This window comes from Mycobacterium sp. TH-M25 (genome assembly GCF_057473665.1).
The window spans coordinates 1-3,362 of record NZ_JBYCLA010000621.1 but is presented as its reverse complement, the minus strand read 5'-3'; the positions used below and the strand labels follow the sequence as shown (position 1 = coordinate 3,362).

General features: G+C 62.9%; 2 protein-coding genes. One reads left to right on the top strand and one right to left on the bottom strand.

What is annotated here, in order from left to right; genetic code table 11:
* Positions 1-197: 197 nt before the first annotated feature.
* Positions 198-2,036 (bottom strand): group II intron reverse transcriptase/maturase, encoded by a 1,839-nt coding sequence (ltrA, locus tag AC2VOU_RS20610; protein ID WP_486959039.1) that lies wholly within the window; start codon positions 2,034-2,036, stop codon positions 198-200.
* A gap of 1,016 nt (positions 2,037-3,052) precedes the next feature.
* Between ltrA and AC2VOU_RS20605 the strand changes: the two genes are divergently transcribed.
* The coding region (locus tag AC2VOU_RS20605; protein ID WP_486959038.1) for a type I restriction-modification system subunit M N-terminal domain-containing protein at positions 3,053-3,362 on the top strand (310 nt) is incomplete at its 3' end.

The window sequence follows — 3,362 nt, the reverse complement described above, 5'->3', positions numbered from 1 at the left end:
GCCAGGAGATGACACAGCCATGCCCGCGTGCCGCGACCAAGCTGTTGCCAGGGCCTCGCAGTCGATCGCCCATCGGTGTGGTCTGCCGACGAAGGTCGCGGAGAAAACCATCCTGACCTGCGGTGTCGGGTAGCCCCGGCGCATTGCTGCGCCGGGGCCCCCTCAGAACCGTGCGAGCGAGTTTCCCCGCACACGGCTCAAGCAAGCCCCGAGGGAGTTGCGGGTTCCGGTCTCGTGCCTGTGCGAGCCCGAAGGCTGCGGTGGCATGAGGTGTGTACCAGGCGGGTTCGGTTTCCGTCCGGCGTGCCGCCTCGCCCGTGGTGGGTGAGGTAGTCGGCAGCGATCGCCCGTTTGACGATGCTCAGCCACCAGCGTTCCCACTCGTGGGGGGATTGCGGGGGCTGATCCGGGGTAAGGACGTGGGTCCCGCACAATGGACAGCGCCCGTCCTGTTCGACAAGCAGGCGCAAGTTGTAACTGTCCAACGGGGCCAACATCTTTCGCTGCCGTGCGGCCCAGTACTGGGTCAGGTCGGGGTCGTCTTTAGACGCCCCACCCGCAACCAGCCGATGCCGGACGATTTTGGTCCAGGAAAACTTGGTGAGGTAGGCGATATCGCCACGATCGTTGATTACCCGATCGCGGGCACCGAACACCCACCGGTCATTCCTGAATCGGTTGAACCTGCCGAAGTAGCGGCGCACGATCCACTTCTTCGACTTATTGGGGTGGGTGCGGCGCGCCCACCGATAGGTGAGACACCACACGTAGCTATCCAGCGCCGCGAACGCTTTGCTGGACACCGCCCCCCGGTAGTAGGCGGCCCAACCCCGGATGATCGGGTTGAGCCTGGCGATGAGTGCCACCGCGTTGGAGCCACGCATGCCGCGTATCTCCTCGGCGAGCCTGCGCCGGATTCGCCTGACCGCATCCTGGCTCGGTTTGATTAACAGCTTGCCCGGCCGACCACCGCGCCGGTATCGGCGCACAGTGAAGCCGAGAAAGTCGAAGCCCTCTTCGAGGTGCGCGATGCGCGTTTTGTCCTCGTTGAAAACCAGACCCCTCGGCGCCAGCCACCCGGCGAGCCGCTCCTTGACATCTTCGGCCTGTCGCTGCGAAACACAACAGACCACCATGTCGTCGGCATACCTGACCAGAATCGGGGTTCCCGGCATCGCTGCCCCAGTGTTGACACCGGTTTGGCGGTAACCGACCCCGGCGGCCTCCTCCAGCCCGTGCAGCGCCACGTTCAACAGCAACGGGCTGATCACCCCGCCTTGCGGAGTTCCCTCCTCGGTCGGGGCGAAGCCCTTACCCGGTTCGAACACGCCCGCCGCAAGCCAGCGCTTGATCAGTTCCCGCGCGGGGAATCCGTCGAGCGCATCGAGCAGCCGGTCATGATCGATCCGATCGAACGCGGCCGACAGGTCGGCATCGAGAATCCAGACCCGTTGGGCACGAGGGCCTTTCAGGGTCCAATACAACGAGCTGACCGCGTCAGCGCAGCCACGGCCAGGACGAAACCCGTATGAGCGGGCCTCGAATTTAGCCTCCCACTCCGGTTCCAGCGCGTTGCGGACCCGCGCCTGATGACACCGATCCATCAACACCGGAATACCGAGTGGACGCTGCTTGCCGCTGGCCTTCGGAATGTACACACGCCGAACCGGCATCGGGTCCCAGCTCGCGCGACCGCGGTGCACACGCACCGCCATATCCGCCCGCTCTGGTGACGACAAGGCAACCTCGCCATCAATCCCCGCCGTCCGACGCCCGGCATTACGCTGGGTAACCTGCCGCACACTCACCAACGTGTTCGACCACGACCCCAGCATCAATTTCTGCAGCGACCGGACCATGGCCCAGTCCTGCTCCCGCGTCGCCTTGAAGATCCTGCGCCGCAACCGGATTACGTTCTGCTCATGAGCACGCCAATCGACGAAATCCCACTCCACAGCGACGCCCTCGGGTCCGTTCACCACAATGGTGTCCAACTTGCCCCTTCGGTTCATCAGGCCGTCGGCCTCGGTGTTCAAAGGCTCACCTGCCCACGTCAGCACCCTTACGAGCCCGGCCCCGCTTGGGCCGGCATCCGGCCGGTTCCCCACGACGACCACCGGAAGCAGCGGTCACACCGTCGCGAGTCCCGTCGCCTTTCGGCCACCGGCATCCGCTTCTTGAGCATCCTGTCCCGCCGAGGGATTGCGCCCCTCTTACGATCGGCCTACCGGACCGATTCGGCCCGGACCCCGACGGGGTTTCCACGTTCCACGCACACAAGACACGACCGGAATGGGTGCCCCCTATACCCCGAGGCCAGCGGTGTTCCCACGACCGGCCCTCACTGCCCGGTCGCCGCTTGCCGCCCCTTCCAGCGGCCAGGCCCTATCACCCAGGTATTCGTCCCGTCGTCCAGGGCTAGAAATAACGAGGCATCATCAGGGGTTCACTTGCGTTCACCCGCCCGGTCTTCCCCTCACCCGGTTGCTCCCCCAGACGGAACAGGGGCCCTTGAGCTTTTACCCTGGGCTTCGCACCCCAACGGACAAGACCCGTCAACGCACGCCAAGGCGGGGATCGATCTGGAACACTGATCGAGAACTACGCACCCGGCATGACCGGCCTCCAATCTGCGAGTCCACTTGCTATGCGCGACTTCGCGTCGCACGTGAGAATTTTCCTTACTGGTATCAAGAATCTGGTTCCCGAGCATCATCGGCCACATCGTCGTCTCAGCGCATATAGAAGACCGCGAGATTGACGAACAATTCATGTGGGAGATCACGGGGACGATCACGTCGAAGGAGGAGCAAAGAGGTCCGATCACGTCGCGCACGCGCGTGTCTGTGGTTCGCTGTCCCGACCGTCGCGTCTCGTGGGCAAACTCATCGCCGGGGAGTCCACTAAATGCCAGAACCTTGTCGGCCTGTCACATAGGCTTTAGACGATGTCTTCCGAGAAGTCTCAAAACATGCACTGAGCTGCGGAAATGACATGAGTCCCTGCTATAATTGAAAACGATAACCAACAACATTAAACGGAGACTCAGGCTGTGGCGCTGAAGAAGTCTGACCTGTATTCATCGCTCTGGAAGTCCTGCGACGAGCTACGCGGCGGGATGGATGCGTCTCAGTACAAGGACTACATCCTGACGTTGCTGTTCGTAAAGTACGTATCGGACAAGGCGAAAGCCGACCCCAACAGCTTGATCGACGTGCCGAAGGGTGGCTCGTTCGACGACATGCTCGCCGCCAAGGGTGACAAGGAGATCGGCGACCGCTTCAACAAGATCATCGCGGCGCTGGCGGAAGCCAACGGCCTGCAGAAGGTCATCGACCTCGCCGACTTCAACGACGAGGAGA